Source organism: Kocuria sp. APC 4018 (genome assembly GCF_030407675.1).
Taxonomy (GTDB): domain Bacteria; phylum Actinomycetota; class Actinomycetes; order Actinomycetales; family Micrococcaceae; genus Kocuria; species Kocuria rhizophila.
This window is the reverse complement of record NZ_JASDCY010000015.1, coordinates 17,731-33,407: the sequence shown is the minus strand read 5'-3', so window position 1 is coordinate 33,407 and position 15,677 is coordinate 17,731. Positions and strand designations below refer to the sequence as shown.

Genomic DNA, 15,677 nt, shown 5'->3' with positions numbered 1-15,677 from the left:
CGGTGCCGCCGGTCCCCGCTCCGCCGCGCCGGACCCGCGGCCTAGGATGACGTGCCGCCCTCGGCGGACATCGTGTCCTGCGCGGCCAGGGGATCACCGGCCGCGGACCCCTCGTGGGGCTCGCGCGCGGCGTCGTCGGGACGGTCGGTCTCCGCCTGCTCGGGGCTCGGCTGCTCCGTGCCCTCGTGCTCGGCGCCCTCCTGCTCCGCGTGCAGGGAGTTCATGCGCTCCTCCCACGGGATCCAGGCCGGCGCCAGGAGCGAGCGGGGGCCGGCCAGCAAACCGGACTCGCACACGCTCACGTGCTTGGAACGGGGAGCGCGGGACACGGTGGCGTACCAGGTCCACCCCGGGTACCCCGGGAGCGTGCAGTCGAAGAGGTGCGTGAGCAGACGGTCCTCGTGGACGGTGACGCCCACGTGCTCGCCGATGCCGCCATCCTCGTGGGCGCCCGCCACGACCGCCTCCCGGGCCAGGTCCACGGCCTCCGTGAGGACGGGATCCTGCTTGGGCGTGCGGGTGCGCGGTCCCGAGCGCCGCTTCGCCGCGCCACGGGACGGAGCCGACGACGGTTCCGCACCGCTCTCGGCGGCGGTCACCGCTGCTGCGGACCGGGATGCCGCGGGGGCCTCCCCACGGTCCTGCTGCGGCGGGTCCTGCTCCGTCGAGGCATCATCCACCGAGAGCTGCCCGGCGGGACTCCGTCCACCCGGGGTCTGGTCGGCAGAGCCCTGCTCGGTGGGGTTCTGGGCAGCGGTGGTCTGCTCCTGCTGGGCCTGCTCGTCCGGGGTCTGCCCGGTGGCCGTCTGCTCGGCCGGGGTCTGCGTGTCCGGGATCTGCTCGGCCGGAGCCGGGGAGCCGGCAGCATCCGCGCGGGCGGTGTCCGTGGTCCGTGCTGTGCGCTCAGACATCGAGCTCATCCGCCACGGTGCGCAGGATGGCCGCGATCTTGTGCCCGTGGGAGCGGTCCGGGTAGCGCCCGCGGCGCAGCCCGTTGGACATCCCGTCCAGAAGGCGGATCAGGTCCTCGGTGAGCACCGCCATTTCCTCCGGCGGCTTGCGGGTGTTGCGGGTGACCGACGGCGGTGCGCTGAGCACGGTGGCGGACAGCGCCTGCGCCCCCCGCTTGCCGTCCGCGATCCCGAAGTCCATGCGGGTGCCGGGCTTCACCGTGGTCACCCCCTGGGGCAGTGCCGACGCGTGGAGGAACACCTCCTGGCCGTCGTCGGTGGCCAGGAAACCGAAACCCTTGTCTGCGTCGAACCACTTGACCTTGCCCGTGGGCACGCGGATCACCTCAGTCTCTCGTCTTCTCGTTGCGGCCACCGCTGCGCGGCGCCTTGCGAACACCACAGTTTATCCCCCGCGAGCTCGACCGCGGCCCCGTTCAACCCAGCGCGTAACCCCGGCTTGCTACCTTGTGGGCATGCCTGAATCCACCGCACCCACCACCGCCGCCGCCGCCGACCACCGCACCGGGGGAGGTCTGCCGGTGCTGCTCGTGGTGGCCCTCGTGCTGGCTGGCGTGAGCGCCCTCTGCCTGATTGCGGTGCTCGTGGCCTCTGCCGCGGGGACGGTGCTGTGGCCCGGGTTCACCTTCATCCCGTCGATCCTCTTCCCCCTGGCGTTCCTGCTGCTGTGCGTGGAGCTCGTGCGGGGCGGTGCACGACGCCGCTCGCACCGCTGAGAGCGCCGCTCGCCGTCGTCCCGGAGCCCCCGTGCCCCCGCCTGCTCACCCCTCCCAGTTTTCCGCGGGATGCATGACAGCTTCCATCCAGGAAATTCGGAGACACTGAGCGCATGAACACGAAAACCACAGAAGCGAAACTGCTCGTCGTGGACGACGAGCCGAACATCCTCGAGCTGCTCGCCACCTCCCTGCGGTTCGCCGGTTTCGAGGTCGTCACCGCCGCCAATGGCCGCGACGCCCTGCTCAAGGCCGAGGCCGAGGACCCGGACCTCGCCGTGCTGGACGTCATGCTCCCGGACATCGACGGCTTCTCCGTGACCCGCAAGCTGCGCTCGGCCGGGCGGCACTTCCCCATCCTCTTCCTCACGGCCAAGGACGACACCGACGACAAGGTGGCCGGGCTGACCGTGGGCGGCGACGACTACGTCACCAAGCCCTTCAGCCTCGACGAGGTCGTGGCCCGCATCCGCGCCGTGCTGCGCCGGACCCAGCCCCTCGAGGAGGAGGACTCCCGTCTCAAGGTGGACGACCTCGTCCTGGACGACGACGCCCACGAGGTCTTCCGCGACGGGCGCGAGATCGACCTGTCCCCCACGGAGTTCAAGCTGCTGCGCTACCTCATGCTCAACCCCAACCGGGTGCTGTCCAAGGCCCAGATCCTGGACCACGTGTGGGAGTACGACTTCAACGGGGACGCCTCCATCGTGGAGTCCTACATCTCCTACCTGCGCCGCAAGATTGACAACGATCCCGACCAGCCCTCCCTGATCCACACCAAGCGCGGCGTGGGCTACCTGCTGCGCTCCGCGGACAAGCGCCACTGATCCCTTGAACGTGCTCGCCCGGCGGTTCCGCTCCGCGTCCCTGCGCTCGCAGCTCATGGCCCTCACGGGCGTGCTGCTCGCGGTCAGCATCATGGTGACCACGCTGGTGGCGGTCTCGGTGCTGCGGGACTCGCTCGTGACGAGCCTGGACCAGGAGCTGCGGCAGTCCGTTCCCGCGGTGGCGACCGCTCTCACGGGCACCCTCGAGGGTGACGTGAGCTCGCCGGTGCCCACCAACGGGTACCTCCTGGACGCCGAGGGCAACGTGATCGCCACGGCACACGGCGGCGCCCCCACGGCCGAGGACCCGCCGGATCCAGATCTGAGCAGGATGACCCTCGACTACGTGGTGGCCCACGACGGTCAGGCGGAGACCGTGGGGTCCGTGGGCTCGGACGAGGACACGTGGCGGGTGCTGCCCGCCAAGCTCACGATGTTCGACATGTCCGTGGTGGTGGCCGAGCCGATGGCCCGCACGAACGCGATCATCTCGGGCGTGGGCCTGCTGACCTTCAGCTTCGGACTGGCCACCCTGATCGCGGCCATGACCGTGGGGTGGGTCATGGTCACCCGCGCCTTCCAGCCGCTGCGACAGGTGGAGGCCACTGCCGCGCGGATCGCGGACGGCGACCTCTCCCAGCGCATGGAGGGGTACAACCCGCACACCGAGATCGGTCAGCTCTCCGCATCCCTCAACGCGATGCTCGGCCACATCGAGGACGCCTTCGACGCGCGCACCCGGTCCGAGACCAAGCTGCGGCGGTTCGTGGCCGACGCCTCCCACGAGCTGCGCACCCCCCTGGTGTCCATCCGGGGGTACTCCGAGCTCTACCGCCACGGGGCGCTGCAGACGCCCGAGGACGTGGGCAAGGCCATGGACCGGATCGAGTCGGAGTCCAAGCGCATGACGCAGCTCGTGGAGGACCTCCTGACCCTGGCCCGCCTGGACGAGCGCCGGGTGTCCACCATGGGCGCGGTGGACCTGCTGCACCTGGCGTACGACGCGGCCTCGGACGCCCACGCGACCGCTCCCGACCGCACCGTGACGGTGGTGGGCCTGCAGGACTCCTCCCCGGAGGCCGCCTGGGTCCACGGGGACGAGTCCAAGCTGCGCCAGGTGGTGGCCAACCTGCTGACCAATGCCCTGCGCTACACACCGGCGGGCTCGCCGCTGGAGCTCGCCGTGGGTCTCGAACCCGCCGTGGACGGCCGGTCCACCTCCGTGCTGCAGGTGCGCGACCACGGGCCGGGAATCCACGGCACGGACGCCGAGCGGGTCTTCGAACGGTTCTACCGGGCGGACTCCTCCCGGACCCGTGAGACCGGGGGCACCGGGCTGGGGCTGTCCATCGTGGCCGCGATCATCGAGCAGCACGACGGCACGGTCCGTCTGGAGCAGACGGACGGCGGAGGAGCCACGTTCACCGTGCGGATCCCGCACACGGAACCTGTGGACAGCCGCGGATCGGACTCCTAGCTCCACCGCCTCCTCGGCCCCCCGTCCCTGCGGCCTTCCCCCTTCGTAGCGTGACCCGTACCGGCACCCGCCGGTCACCGGCCGGTCACCGGCACCTTTTTCCGAGGAGGAACATCATGGCTCACTTCGTGGTGGACAGCGACACCATTGCCGCCAAGTCCCAGCAGGCACACGGGCACATCGAACGGCTCAGCGCGGAGGTCAACGGCATGACCGCCACGCTCACGGATCTTCAGGGCACCTGGACGGGCACCGCCTCCGCGAGCTTCCAGGAGGCCCTGAGCTCGTGGCGCTCCGCGCAGGCCCAGATGGAGCAGGCCGTCGCGCAGATCAACCAGGCGCTCGCGACCGCCGGGACGCAGTACGCCGAGACGGAGGCCGCCAACGCCCGGATGTTCTCATCCTGAGCCCTGCTCAGTCCTCCGCCGTGACCTGGTGGAAGCGCAGCAGCCAGGGGCCCATGTCGTTGTGCTGGTCCTCGCGCACCCACACGGAGCTGCGACGGGTCACGTGCGAGGGCTCCTCGAGCCGGTAGCTCACGTGGTAGGCATCCGCACCGAGGGCGGTCACCCGCACCTCACCGGGGGTGCCCTCCGCCACGGCTCGGGACGGGAACTGCGCCACCGGCACGACGGCACCGCCCGCGTCGATGCACTGCAGGTCGGGGTGCAGCAGCGTGGTGGCGTGCTCCGCAGCGTGGGGCGACGCCGCCGCACGGGGTGAGGCCCCGGCGGTCTCGTGCGCCGCCCCGGGCGGGGTGCACACCGCCGCGCGCTCCCGTTGCACGGCATCCACCACGAACTGCTCCGACCACCCGTCCGCTCTAACCCCGGCGGACTCCTGGGTCCCGCTCGGCGGCGACGCGGCCTCCAGCTCGGAGAAGAGATCCGGCTGGCTGACCATGCCGTCCCCCGGTGCCGCAGACGGTGGTCCGGCAGGTGCGCCGCCACCGGCGGCAGCGTGCCCCGTGGCCGCGGGGCGGGACGTACCACCCTCGGCAGAGGGCGGGGCCGTCGCAGCACTGGACGCGGGTGCGGCGGCGTCTGCGGCGTGCACGGGTGCGGCCGCACCGGACGCGGGTGCGGTGGCGTCGGTGGCGGAGGGCTCGGCACCGGACGCGTGACGGGAGGCGGGGGTGGCGTCCTCGTCCCGGAAGCCCGGACCCACCGGCATGTCCTCGGGGGAGGTGCGCGCCTGGTACGCCGTGGCCATCGCCCGGGCACGCACGTCAGCGGCCTCGTTGAGCTCGTGACCGGCGTGGCCCTTGACCCACTCGAAAGTGACCGAGCGGCCGGATAGCTCCCGGTCCAGGGCCTTCATGATGTCCACGTTCAGCACGGGCTTGCCGTCCCGCTTCTTCCAGCCCTTCTTCTTCCAGCCCGGCATCCACTTGGTGATCGAGTTGATCACGTACTGGCTGTCGCAGTAGACCGTGAGCGGTTCGTCCCGCCGGTGGCGCGTGCACTCGAGCAGGTCCAGCACGGCGGTGAGCTCGCCCATGTTGTTGGTGCCGTGCGCCCAGCCGCCCGCGTGCCACGACGTGGGGTCGATGTACCAGGCCCAGCCGGCCGGCCCCGGGTTGCCGAGCGCCGAACCGTCCGCGGAAGCAATGATCGTCATGCACCCATCCTCCCAAAGCGTGCCGACACGCGGAACGCCACGGCGCCTTGCCGCCCCACCCGGACGTGGAAGGACCCCGGACACGACGTGCGCGTCCGGGGTCCTTCACGGGTCTCACCCGCAGAACGGGTGGGAGTCCACTCGGCGGAGTGGAATCACATCATGCCGCCCATGCCGCCCATGGGATCGGCACCCGCGCCCGCACCGGCGGCCTCGGGCTCCGGCTTGTCCGCCACCACGGCCTCCGTGGTGAGGAACAGCCCGGCGATGGACGCCGCGTTCTGCAGAGCGGAACGGGTCACCTTGACGGGGTCGTTGATGCCCGCGGCCATGAGGTCCTCGTACTCGCCGGTGGCGGCGTTGAGGCCCCAGCCGGTCTCGAGCCCGCGCACCTTGTCGACCACCACGCCGGGCTCCATGCCGGCGTTGAGGGCGATCTGCTTGAGCGGGGCGTCGATGGCGACCTTGACGATGTTCGCGCCCGTGGCCTCGTCACCCGAGAGGTTCAGGGAGTCGAACACCTTGGCACCGGCCTGGATGAGGGCCACGCCACCGCCGGCGACAATGCCCTCCTCCACGGCCGCCTTGGCGTTGCGCACGGCGTCCTCGATGCGGTGCTTGCGCTCCTTGAGCTCCACCTCGGTGGCCGCGCCGGCCTTGAGCACTGCCACACCGCCGGCCAGCTTGGCCAGGCGCTCCTGCAGCTTCTCGCGGTCGTAGTCGGAGTCGGAGTTGTTGATCTCCGCGCGGATCTGCGCCACGCGGCCCTCGATCTCCTCCTGGGTGCCGGCGCCGTCCACGATGGTGGTCTCGTCCTTGGTGACGACGACCTTGCGGGCCTGGCCCAGCAGGTCGATCGTGGCGGACTCGAGCGACAGCCCCACCTCTTCGGTGATGACCTGGCCGCCGGTGAGGATCGCGATGTCCGCGAGCTGCGCCTTGCGGCGGTCGCCGAAGCCGGGAGCCTTGACGGCCACGGACTTCACAGCGCCGCGCATCTTGTTCAGCACCAGCATGGCCAAGGCCTCGCCGTCCACGTCCTCGGCGATGATCAGCAGCGGCTTGCCGGCCTGCATGACCTTCTCCAGCACGGGGACCAGGTCCTTCACGGCGGAGATCTTGGAGTTCACGATGAGGATGTAGGGATCCTCCAGGACGGCCTCCTGGCGGTCCGCGTCCGTGACGAAGTAGCCGGAGAGGTAGCCCTTGTCGAAGCGCATGCCCTCGGTCAGCTCGAGGTCCAGCCCGAAGGTGTTGGACTCCTCGACGGTGATGACGCCTTCCTTGCCGACCTTCTCCATGGCCTCGGCGATCAGCTTGCCGATCTCGGGGTCAGCGGCGGAGATGGACGCGGTGGCGGCGATCTCCTCCTCGGTCTCGATCTCCTTGGCGGAGGACAGCAGCTGCTCGGTCACGGAGGCCACGGCCTTCTCGATGCCGCGCTTGAGGGACAGCGGGTCCGCACCGGCGGCCACGTTGCGCAGGCCTTCCTTCACGAGGGCCTGGGCCAGCACGGTGGCCGTGGTGGTGCCGTCACCGGCGACGTCGTCGGTCTTCTTGGCGACCTCCTTCACGAGCTCGGCGCCGATCTTCTCATACGGCTCCTCCAGCTCGATCTCCTTGGCGATGGAGACACCGTCGTTGGTGATGGTGGGGGCGCCCCAGGACTTCTCCAGGACCACGTTGCGGCCGCGGGGGCCGAGCGTGACCTTGACGGCGTCCGCGAGGGTGTTGAGACCCTTCTCGAGGCCGCGGCGTGCTTCTTCGTCGAATGCGATCATCTTTGCCATGTGATTCGTCCCTCCTGGACGGTCGACAAACGAGACTGGTCACGATGCCCGCGACGGACGGCGCTCGCACCGCGGTCCTCACCGCGCCGCGACCACCTCACCGTGATGTGGTGTCCACTCGTGCGCCGGGGCGCTGCCACCGGACCCGGTTAGCAGTCCACCCGACTGAGTGCTAATCCCATAGTGGCACTGCCGCGCGCGGAACCGCAAACGCCCTGCGCGTGGTGGGCTCAGGTTTCATTCCCGGCTGAACGCCGGACGGCTCAGACGCGCTCGACGCCGCCCGGGGCCGGTGCGCGCAGGCCCGCCGCGGCGGCGTCGGCGAGCACGGACGAGGCGGTGGACACGGCGACCGGGGACACCGCAGCGCTCCCGAGGGACTGCGCCTCCTGGGCCGTGCGGGGCGCGTTGACGAAGCACACGGCGCCGAGCACGAGGGCGAGCACGCCCGAGAGGAGAACCGTGCGGAACTGTCGCGTGGAGCCCTCACGGGCGCGGGGGTTGTGGCCGCGGTGCGCGCCTTGGCGGGCGCCGTCCTCGGGAACGTCGTCGAACTCGTCGCGGGGGTGTTCGCTCATGGTCTCGCTCTCCTGGGCCCGGCTCGCGCACCGCGCGGTGCTCCGGGCGCAACGCTGTCAGTGGCCACTATCGCACGGCCGACCGGGTGCCCGCGCGGAGGTCTGCCCGCGTCCGGGGACACGCGCCCGGTGTCCACGAGCGGTCAGCGCGAGCGCGCCCGGCGCAGCCTGGAGATCAGCATCGGCGCGTGGCGCGCTGCGGCCTCGGAGGAGATCAGGGCGTTCAGACGCTGGTAGTAGTTCACCGGGCTCAGTCCCAGCCGCGAGCGGATCGCGGACTCCTTGGCGCCGCGGTACTTCCAGTGCTCGGACTCGAGCTCCAGGACGGCCCGGTCCAGCTCGTCGAGCTCCTCCCCCGTGGTAGACATGGCGTCAACCCTAGCGCGCGGGGACTGCGCCGCGCGCGACGCACCGCACCAGGAGGCCACTCGTGAGCACCCCGCGCCCGCTGTCCGAGATCATGCACCCGGAGTGGGCCGCCGCACTCCAGCCCGTGGAGCCCCGGATCCGGGAGATGGGCGAGTTCCTGCGGGCCGAGCACGCCGCGGGGCGGCACACCCTGCCGGCCGGGGAGAACATCTTCCGCGCGTTCCGGGAGCCGCTGTCCGCGGTGAAGGTGCTGATCGTGGGCCAGGACCCCTACCCCACGCCCGGCCACGCCATGGGGCTCTCGTTCTCGGTGGCGCCGGATGTCCGCCCGGTCCCCCGGTCCCTGCAGAACATCTACAAGGAGCTGCGGTCCGACCTGGGCATCGAGGCGCCCTCTCACGGGGACCTCTCCTCATGGGCGGGTCAGGGAGTCATGCTGCTCAACAGGGTGCTCACGGTGCAGGCGGGCTCGGCGGCGTCGCACCGGGGCAAGGGCTGGGAGGCGGTCACCGAGTGCGCGGTCCGGGCACTCGGTGACCGCCAGCAGCCCCTCGTGGCCGTCCTGTGGGGCCGGGACGCCCGCACCACCAAGGACTGGCTGGGCGGGGCACCCACGGTGGAGTCGGCGCACCCCTCACCGCTGTCCGCGTCCCGAGGGTTCTTCGGCTCCCGCCCCTTCTCGCGCGTCAACGACCTGCTGCGGGAGCAGGGGGCGGAGCCCGTCTCGTGGGAGCTGCCGGGTTAGGGTCCCCTACGCTGGGGCCATGCCACGGATTCCAGCGCCCGCGGACCGCAAGCCCCAGATCAACCTCAGCGTGCTCGAGCGCACCCGTCTCGCGCCCGCCATGGTGCGCGTGGTGTGCCGCATCGACAACCCCGAGGACTTCCGGGACATCGCACCGCCCGAGAAGTACGTCAAGCTACTCTTCTTCTCCCCGCAGACGCTCGCGGCCACCGCTCCCGGTGAGCTGCCGGACTACTGGGCGGTCCGGGAGAGCGCGCCACCCCACGAGCAGCCGGTGTCCCGCCACATGACCCTGCGCCGGGTGGACCTGTCCACGGCCACGCTGTGGATCGACGTGGCGCTGCACGGCAGCGAGGGCCACGCCGGCCCGTGGGCCGTCTCCGCCCAGCCCGGTGACCGGATCGTGGCCCTGGGCCCGGGCGGGAAGTGGGTTCCGGATCCCGCCGCCACCTGGAGCATTCTCGCGGGCGACGACGCCGCCGTCCCCGCTGTGCTCGCGAACCTCGAGGCCCTGCCGGGCACCGCGCGCGGTGAGGCGGTTCTGGAGGTCCAGGACGCCTCCCACGAGCTCGACCTCTCGGACACGGCCGTTCCCGAGGGCGTGCGGGTGCGGTGGGTGCACCGGGCGGACGAGCGCCCCGGCGAGCGGGCGCTCGTCGTCGGGCTGTCGGAGGCCGCGTGGCCCGAGGACCTCACGGGCGTGCAGGCGTTCGTGCACGGCGAGCGCGAGGCCATGAAGGCCGCCCGCCGGGAGCTGTTCGACGTCCGGGGACTCGACCGCTCGCGGGTGTCGCTGTCCGGCTACTGGGCGCAGGGGCGCACCGAGGACGTGTTCCAGGCGGAGAAGAAGCTGCCCGTGGGCCAGATCCTCTGAGGTCCGCGCGCGGCGTCAGCGGCGGCGGTTGCGCCGCTGCGAGAGGTGCTGCATCTGCTCGATGAACGGGCGCATGAGGTACTTGGCCAGCACCACGCCGGCGGCCAGCAGCACGATCGAGGCCATGGCGTTGACCAGCTCGTTGATGCCCTGGCCCGGGGCTTCGGTCTGCACCGTCATGGCGTACATCCCGCGGAACAGGGTGAGCCCCGGCAGCAGGAACGTCATGGCCGGGATCGCGAGCACGGCCTGGGGAATCTTGGAGCGGGCGGCCAGCAGGGCGGCCACGCACCCGCTGGCCACCGCCCCCACGCCCGTGGCGATCCGGCTGCCGGCGTCCACGAGTCCCACGCCGTGGTACAGCAGCAGCCCCGCGAGGGCCGCGGCCACGGCCGGGGGGATGTGCCGCGGTTTGACCTGCATGGACACCGCGATCAGGGCGGTGGAGACGAGCATGAACGCGATGTTCGTCAGCTTGCCCGTGGGGGTGAAGCTCGACTGGGAGATGTCGATGGGAGGCACCCCGAGCACGTTCACGGTCAGGGACACCCCCAGGGCAATGCCCGCGACGATGCCGAGGAAGGCCATGGCCGTGGAGAGCAGCCGCCCCGCCGCGGTCACCGGGAAGCCGTTGATGGCGTCCTGCATGGTGGAGACCATGCGCGTGGTGGGCAGCAGCATGATCAGACCGCCCGCGATCACCGTGGGCGGCGACAGCGGCACACCGAGGGCGGAGACCACGATGGCCACGAGCGTGACCACGAAGGCGTTGGCGGCGAGTGTGAAGAACTCAGGGATCCGCCACGCGCTGAGCTTGGCGGTGACCATCTGCACCACGGCGGCCGAGGCCACGGCCACCGACGCCCCCACCCAGGACGCCCCGAGGGCCAGCGCCAGGGTTCCGGCCACGAGCACGGTCGCGGCCGTGACCATCCAGCGGGCGTAGGGCTTGGGGCGCGCATTGATCTCCGCGAGCTCCCGCTCCGCCCTGCGCAGCGGCATCTCGCCCTCGATGATGCGGATCACGAGCTGGTGGGTGTCCGCCAGGCCCGAGTAGTTGTCCGTCCACGAGCGCACCACGCGCATCACGGTGTGGCTGGAGGTCGCGGAGTCCCCCCAGGGGTCCTCCCCCGTCCGGGTGGTCCCCGAGCCGCGGATCTCCCCGGTGGTGCCGGGGGTGCCCGCGAACGAGGATGCGTTCTCCCCGGCCTCCCTCTCGGCCACCGTGGTGGCCGGTGTGAGCCCCGCGGCCGCGAGCTGGCCCGTGGCGGTGGTCTCGGCCACGTAGTTGATGGTCACGGACTGGTTGGTGATGTCCACCTCGAGGTTCTCCACCCCGTAGGTGGCGCACACCGCGATGATGGCGTTCTCCACGTCCAGGGCGTCCGCCCCGTAGTGGAACATGGTCTCCGCGAGGCGCAGGGCGAAGTTCAGGGTCCGCCGGGCCTGCCGGTCGGAGCCGTCGCCGAACTTGCGCAGGTGACGGAACGGCGTGGAGGTGAGACGGTCCACCACGCGCATGGGAGCTGTGGGGGCGGCGTCGCCCTGAACGAGCGAGCGGAACAGGGACCGGGGGGCCTTCGGGGGGTCCACCCGGGCGGCCGGGTACACGGCTCGGGGGATCGCAGTGGTGGCCGGGGCGATCTCGTGCTCGACCGTCTCCGGGCGCTCCACGGGCGAGGCCGCCGGGGTACTGCTGCGTCGGGACCTGGTGCCGATCGGCTCGGTGAGCGCGGCGGGGACCCCGCCGCGGTGTCCCTGCCCCGCGCGGTCCGCGGCGATCTGTCCGGGGGTGAGCACGGGCAGGGCGGAGACCCGGGTGGATCCGGCGGTGGCCGACTGACCCGTCCGCAGGGTTCGCGGCCCGGCGGTGCGGGGGGCCGCGGCGTGCGGGTCCGTGTGCGGGTGCGCGGCGGCGCGCGCACGGGCCTGGGCCGCCTGTTCCTCCGTGGGGCGCGGCATGGGATGCGCACGACGGGGCGGAGCGGTGGAACGCACGGCCTCCCGCAGCGCCGTGTCACCGCCCGGGCCGAAGGGCTGGTCGTCGGCCGAGGGGCGGGCCGTGGCCTCCCCCGAGGACGGGTACCCCTGGTGCGCCAGGTGCCTCAACTGCTCGTTCACGCTCACGTCGGATGACCCTTCCCTGCCGCCGCGGGCACTGCTCAGATCTGGTGTGGTGGCTGGTGCGGGCCTCGGCTCTCAGGCCGGGACGCGGTGGACCCGCCGGGTGTCGCGGCGGGGTGGACGGTCAGTAGAACGGCTGCCCCGTGCGGCGCACCCACAGCTGACGCTGGACCTTCTCCGCCACGTTGGTCCAGACAGCGTATTTCGCGCGGCTGAGCGGCTGGTCCCAGACGCCTGCGTAGTCCACGACAGTTTTCGTGAAGCTCGTCTTGAACAGACCCAGGCCGTAGTAGTGGTGCTCCTTGTTCTTGAGCTGGTCCGAGGGCGGTGTGCCGCAGAAGTCGTACTGCGTGATCCCGTGGTCCCGCTTCAGGTCCGTGATCGCGCTCCACTGCACCAGGTGGGAGTCCCCGTACTGCTTGCGGCGGGGCTTGGAGCCGCCGTCCTTGTACGTTCCCTTGGAGCCGTACGCGATCACGTAGGCACCCACGGAGGGCTTGCCGTCCTCGTAGGTGAAGTACAGGCGTCCCTGGCCGCGCTCGGCGAAGTTCGTCCAGAACGCCCGGTAGTACTCGTAGGAGCGCAGGTTCACGTGCGCGTGGCCCTGGCCCACGGAGTCCATGAGGGTGTACATGGCGCGCATGTTCTCCTCGGTGAGCGGAACCTGCGCCACCTCGCAGCCCTCGCGGGTGGCGCGGCGCACGGCGTTGCGGCCGCGGGAGTGCAGGGACTTCAGCAGGGCCTTCTCGTCCATGTCCGTGTCCAGCACCGCGGTGGAGTCGTTCGGCTGGATCTCGAAGGACTTCACCAGCCCGCAGCGCGCGAGCACCCCGGCGGCGTAGTCCGAGGCCACGATCTCGGGCTCGTACTTGATCGCGAACACGCCCTTGGCCGCGCCGGCCACGAAGCGCTCGTTGGCGACCACGATGCCCGGCATGTCGTCCACGGACTCCACGTCCGGGCCCTTGATCATGTACCAGAGCCTGCCGAGAGCCGGGACCTTCTTCTCGAGCACCAGGTTGTAGCTCGCCCGCGAGCCGTCCGAGGGTTCGTAGACCACGTGCCGGGGCGTCCACCCGTGGTCCTTCTTGACCTCCGCGAAGGCCTCCGACTGCAGCAGGTTGCCGCCCGCCGGGTTGGCCGTCACGTGGGAGTCCCACTCGGCGATCTCCTGGGCGGTGGCAAATCGTGCCGTGAATTCTCGCAAGGCTCTCTCAATCCTTCGACCGCGGGTCGTGCTCGGACGGTGGGCGACGCCGCGCGGCGACGCCGTCCCACATGATATCCCTCCGCGCTCAGGCCATCCCGGGGTTGCGGCTGCGGGAGTCGTCACGCGGATCCACGTTGTCTGGCTCGGGAACCGGGTCCCGCGTGGTGTGCTGGGCGCCCGCCGTGGTCCCGGGCTCGCCCTCCGGGCGCTTGCCGGTCCCCGCCGGGGAGCCGTTCTCCCGGGAGCCCCCGGCAACGGGGGCTCCGGAGGGGGACGACGCCGCCGCGGGGCGCCCGTCCGGGAAGCGCACGCCGGCGGCGCCGCCCGCGTACCTGCGGTCCGCCTCGGGGATCACGCCGGCCGGGGTCAGCGGCCCGCGGTCGTGGAACACGTACTTGCCGGGGTGGCCCGCGGAGAAGCGGTCCGGGTCCGCGTAGTCCCAGTCCTCACCCCAGCCGCCCTCGACGCCCTCGAACAGCTCACCGGGGCGCAGCCACTGGTAGAGGGTCTCGTAGGACGTGGACTGGGTGGCCGTGACCTTGCGGCGCAGCATCTCCCGGGTGAGCTCCTCGGGGTGCTCGCAGCCCATGGTGGAGATCATCTGCCCCGCCTCCGCCACCGTCAGGCGGTGGTAGCGCTCCACGCGCTCGCCCTTGTCCGTCACGTCCAGGGCACGGTAGAGCCTGGGATCCTGGGTGGTGACCCCCACGGGGCACTTGTTGGTGTGGCAGGCCTGGGCCTGGATGCACCCGACCGCCATCATCATGGCACGGGCGCTCATGCAGAAGTCCGCGCCCTGGATGATGTGGCGCACGATGTCGTGGCCCGAGGTGATCTTCCCGGCGCACCCGAGCTTGATGCGCTCCCGCAGACCGGAGCCCACGAGCGCGTTGTGCATGAGGATCAGGCCCTCCACGAGCGGCGTGCCCACGTGGTCCTGGTACTCCAGCGGGGCGGCTCCGGTGCCGCCCTCACCGCCGTCCACGATGATGAAGTCCGGGCTCACCCCCTCCTCGATCATGGCCTTGCAGATGGCGAGGATCTCCACGCGCGAGCCCACGCACAGCTTGAACCCGATGGGCTTGCCGCCGGAGAGCTCCCGCAGCCGCGCCACGAACCGGATCAGCTCGCGCGGGGTGGTGAACGCCGAGTGGCTGGCCGGGGAGATGCAGGTCTGCCCCTCGGGCACGCCGCGGGCCGCCGCGATCTCCGCGGTGACCTTGGAGCCGGGGAGCACACCTCCCAGACCGGGCTTGGCGCCCTGGGAGAGCTTGATGTTGATGGCCTTGACCTGCGGCAGGCGGGACTTCTCCCGGAAGACCTCCGGGTCGAAGTTCCCGTGCTCGTCCCGGGTGCCGAAGTACCCGGAGCCGAACTCCCAGATGAGGTCGGCGCCGTGCGCCAGGTGGTACTCCGTGAGGCCGCCCTCACCGGTCTCCTGCGCGAACCCACCCAGGGCCGCACCCTTGTTCATGGCCAGCACGGCGTTCTTGGACAGGGAGCCGAAGCTCATGGCGGAGATGTTCAGCAGCGAGGCGTCGTAGGGCTGGAGGCAGTCCGGGCCGCCCAGCCGCACGCGGTGCTCGTCCTCGGGCGCGGGTTTGGGAGCCACCGACTGCACGAAGTACTCGTAGCCGGGCTCGTTGACGTTCAGCTCGGTGCCGAACGCCTTGTCCCCCTTGAAGCCCTTGGCCCGGGAGTACACGAGCGAGCGCTGGTCGCGGTCGAAGGGCTTGCCGTCGTAGTTGCGCTCGATGAAGTACTGCTGGATCTCCGGACGGATCTTCTCCAGGAAGAACCGCATGTGACCCAGCACGGGGAAGTTGCGCAGCACCGAGTGCTTGCGCTGCGTGGCGTCGCGCACGGCCACGAGCAGCAGGAGGAGGAAGGCGATGGCGGGGAACCACCATCCCCAGGGACCGAGGACTGCCGCGAGGACCGTGGAGAGGGTGGCCACGGTGAGGCCGGCGAGGATCAGATGACGCACCATGGGGACACCGTACCCCGCGCATCCGGGGCCCGGCCCGAGGCGTGCGGGCATGACACCGGTGCGCCGGATCCCCGGAGGGAACCGGCGCACCGCGGGGTGTGTCAGTCGGCGTCGAGATCCGTCTCGATGATGCCCGCGAGGTGCTCGAGGGCCTCCTCGGCCCCCTCACCCTCGGCGGCCAGGATCACGCGGTCCCCGTGGGCGGCGCCCAGGGACATGAGGGACAGCACCGAGGAGGCGTCCATGCCTTCCTCGGCATCCTCGCCCTCGGAGCGGATGGTGATCTCCAGGTTCTCGTACTCCCCAGCCGCCTCCGCGAAGATCGCGGCGGGTCGGGCGTGCAGCCCCACGCGGGAGGCCACGGTGGCAGTGCGTTCTGACATGTC

The 15,677-nt window shown here is 71.3% G+C and carries 16 protein-coding genes; 6 read left to right on the top strand and 10 right to left on the bottom strand.

What is annotated here, in order from left to right:
* Positions 1–41 precede the first annotated feature (41 nt).
* Together QL985_RS04565 and QL985_RS04560 are read right to left on the bottom strand one after the other, a co-directional pair.
* Positions 42–911, bottom strand: a complete 870-nt coding sequence (locus tag QL985_RS04565) for a DUF3027 domain-containing protein (protein ID WP_259905943.1) — start codon at positions 909–911, stop codon at positions 42–44.
* Positions 904–1,287 carry a cold shock domain-containing protein gene (locus QL985_RS04560; protein ID WP_029603266.1) on the bottom strand — a complete coding sequence of 128 codons (384 nt, stop codon included), beginning with the start codon at positions 1,285–1,287 and terminating at the stop codon, positions 904–906. The genes QL985_RS04565 and QL985_RS04560 overlap by 8 nt, the downstream gene beginning before the upstream one ends.
* A 139-nt stretch (positions 1,288–1,426) precedes the next feature.
* Between QL985_RS04560 and QL985_RS04555 the strand changes: the two genes are divergently transcribed.
* From QL985_RS04555 to QL985_RS04540, 4 genes are all read left to right on the top strand, one after another.
* Positions 1,427–1,687 carry a hypothetical protein gene (locus QL985_RS04555; RefSeq protein WP_070636148.1) on the top strand — a complete coding sequence of 87 codons (261 nt, stop codon included), beginning with the start codon at positions 1,427–1,429 and terminating at the stop codon, positions 1,685–1,687.
* Positions 1,688–1,800: 113 nt separating this feature from the next.
* Positions 1,801–2,514, top strand: a complete 714-nt coding sequence (locus tag QL985_RS04550) for a response regulator transcription factor (protein WP_259905942.1) — start codon at positions 1,801–1,803, stop codon at positions 2,512–2,514.
* A gap of 4 nt (positions 2,515–2,518) precedes the next feature.
* Positions 2,519–3,991, top strand: a complete 1,473-nt coding sequence (locus QL985_RS04545) for a HAMP domain-containing sensor histidine kinase (protein WP_019310246.1) — start codon at positions 2,519–2,521, stop codon at positions 3,989–3,991.
* Between the two features lie 116 nt (positions 3,992–4,107).
* Positions 4,108–4,398: a WXG100 family type VII secretion target gene (locus QL985_RS04540; RefSeq protein ID WP_019310247.1), complete on the top strand. Its 291-nt coding sequence runs from the start codon at positions 4,108–4,110 to the stop codon at positions 4,396–4,398.
* A 7-nt stretch (positions 4,399–4,405) separates the two neighbouring features.
* On the opposite strand, the gene QL985_RS04535 is transcribed toward QL985_RS04540, so the two are convergent.
* From QL985_RS04535 to QL985_RS04520, 4 genes are all read right to left on the bottom strand, one after another.
* On the bottom strand, positions 4,406–5,611 hold the full coding sequence (locus QL985_RS04535; protein WP_019310248.1) for a ribonuclease H: 1,206 nt from the start codon (positions 5,609–5,611) through the stop codon (positions 4,406–4,408).
* A gap of 155 nt (positions 5,612–5,766) precedes the next feature.
* Entirely contained in the window at positions 5,767–7,401 is a 1,635-nt protein-coding gene (groL, locus tag QL985_RS04530) for a chaperonin GroEL (protein ID WP_012398905.1), read from the bottom strand.
* 263 nt (positions 7,402–7,664) lie between these two features.
* Positions 7,665–7,979, bottom strand: coding sequence for a hypothetical protein (locus QL985_RS04525; protein ID WP_121241908.1), 315 nt, complete (start codon positions 7,977–7,979; stop codon positions 7,665–7,667).
* A gap of 143 nt (positions 7,980–8,122) precedes the next feature.
* A complete protein-coding gene (locus tag QL985_RS04520) occupies positions 8,123–8,347 on the bottom strand; it encodes a DUF3263 domain-containing protein (RefSeq protein ID WP_019310251.1) in 225 nt (74 codons plus the stop codon).
* A gap of 62 nt (positions 8,348–8,409) precedes the next feature.
* Here QL985_RS04520 and QL985_RS04515 point away from each other — a divergent pair, with 62 nt between their 5' ends.
* Positions 8,410–9,093: a uracil-DNA glycosylase gene (locus QL985_RS04515; protein WP_121241912.1), complete on the top strand. Its 684-nt coding sequence runs from the start codon at positions 8,410–8,412 to the stop codon at positions 9,091–9,093.
* Between the two features lie 19 nt (positions 9,094–9,112).
* A complete protein-coding gene (locus QL985_RS04510; protein WP_257745043.1) occupies positions 9,113–9,967 on the top strand; it encodes a siderophore-interacting protein in 855 nt (284 codons plus the stop codon).
* Between the two features lie 15 nt (positions 9,968–9,982).
* Here QL985_RS04510 and QL985_RS04505 read toward each other — a convergent pair whose 3' ends face one another.
* The 4 genes from QL985_RS04505 to QL985_RS04490 all read right to left on the bottom strand — a co-directional run bounded on the left by QL985_RS04505 (position 9,983) and on the right by QL985_RS04490 (position 15,674).
* Complete coding sequence (locus QL985_RS04505; protein ID WP_257745042.1) at positions 9,983–12,094, bottom strand: threonine/serine exporter family protein; 2,112 nt, start codon at positions 12,092–12,094, stop codon at positions 9,983–9,985.
* A 121-nt stretch (positions 12,095–12,215) separates the two neighbouring features.
* On the bottom strand, positions 12,216–13,298 hold the full coding sequence (locus tag QL985_RS04500) for a peptidoglycan bridge formation glycyltransferase FemA/FemB family protein (RefSeq protein WP_257745041.1): 1,083 nt from the start codon (positions 13,296–13,298) through the stop codon (positions 12,216–12,218).
* An 88-nt stretch (positions 13,299–13,386) separates the two neighbouring features.
* Entirely contained in the window at positions 13,387–15,291 is a 1,905-nt protein-coding gene (locus QL985_RS04495; RefSeq protein WP_249494299.1) for an FMN-binding glutamate synthase family protein, read from the bottom strand.
* A gap of 101 nt (positions 15,292–15,392) precedes the next feature.
* A complete protein-coding gene (locus tag QL985_RS04490) occupies positions 15,393–15,674 on the bottom strand; it encodes an HPr family phosphocarrier protein (RefSeq protein ID WP_039100858.1) in 282 nt (93 codons plus the stop codon).
* Between the last annotated feature and the right edge of the window lie 3 nt (positions 15,675–15,677).

Coding starts and splice junctions, on each gene's coding strand:
- QL985_RS04535 (WP_019310248.1), bottom strand. CDS start 5,611: ATGACGATCATTGCTTCCGCGGACGGTTCGGCGCTCGGCAACCCGGGG.
- QL985_RS04490 (WP_039100858.1), bottom strand. CDS start 15,674: ATGTCAGAACGCACTGCCACCGTGGCCTCCCGCGTGGGGCTGCACGCC.
- QL985_RS04540 (WP_019310247.1), top strand. CDS start 4,108: ATGGCTCACTTCGTGGTGGACAGCGACACCATTGCCGCCAAGTCCCAG.
- QL985_RS04525 (WP_121241908.1), bottom strand. CDS start 7,979: ATGAGCGAACACCCCCGCGACGAGTTCGACGACGTTCCCGAGGACGGC.
- QL985_RS04495 (WP_249494299.1), bottom strand. CDS start 15,291: ATGGTGCGTCATCTGATCCTCGCCGGCCTCACCGTGGCCACCCTCTCC.
- QL985_RS04555 (WP_070636148.1), top strand. CDS start 1,427: ATGCCTGAATCCACCGCACCCACCACCGCCGCCGCCGCCGACCACCGC.
- QL985_RS04520 (WP_019310251.1), bottom strand. CDS start 8,347: ATGTCTACCACGGGGGAGGAGCTCGACGAGCTGGACCGGGCCGTCCTG.
- QL985_RS04510 (WP_257745043.1), top strand. CDS start 9,113: ATGCCACGGATTCCAGCGCCCGCGGACCGCAAGCCCCAGATCAACCTC.
- QL985_RS04565 (WP_259905943.1), bottom strand. CDS start 911: ATGTCTGAGCGCACAGCACGGACCACGGACACCGCCCGCGCGGATGCT.
- QL985_RS04550 (WP_259905942.1), top strand. CDS start 1,801: ATGAACACGAAAACCACAGAAGCGAAACTGCTCGTCGTGGACGACGAG.
- groL (WP_012398905.1), bottom strand. CDS start 7,401: ATGGCAAAGATGATCGCATTCGACGAAGAAGCACGCCGCGGCCTCGAG.